Origin of the sequence: Candidatus Clostridium helianthi, from assembly GCF_045310795.1 — a bacterium.
GTDB lineage: Bacteria > Bacillota > Clostridia > Clostridiales > Clostridiaceae > Clostridium > Clostridium helianthi.
The window spans coordinates 1-371 of the sequence record NZ_JBJIAB010000131.1; the positions used below are offsets into that span (position 1 = coordinate 1).

The following is a 371-nucleotide window of genomic DNA, read 5'->3' on the forward strand; positions in this document are numbered from 1 at the left end:
AGAGAACATGCTATGGCAGCTATCGCTAACGGAATGTATGCTCATGGTGGACTTAAAGTATTCTGTGCAACATTCTTAGTATTCAGCGATTACATGAAGGGTGCTATGAGATTATCAGCTCTTATGAATCTTCCAGTAGTTTATGTATTAACACATGATAGTATTGGAGTAGGGGAAGATGGTCCAACTCATGAACCAATAGAACAATTAGCAGCTCTTAGAAGTATGCCAAACATGACAGTATTTAGACCTGCAGACTCAAAAGAAACTGCAGCAGCTTGGTACTATGCTGTGACTAATGGAACTACTCCAACATCACTAGTATTAACAAGACAAAAGTTACCACTATATGATGGATGTCCTAAGAGAGC

At 39.1% G+C, this 371-nt stretch carries 1 pseudogene; it reads left to right on the forward strand.

Annotated features, from left to right (window positions below):
- Window positions 1-371 (forward strand): annotated as a pseudogene (locus ACJDTP_RS27505) (transketolase); the annotation flags it as partial.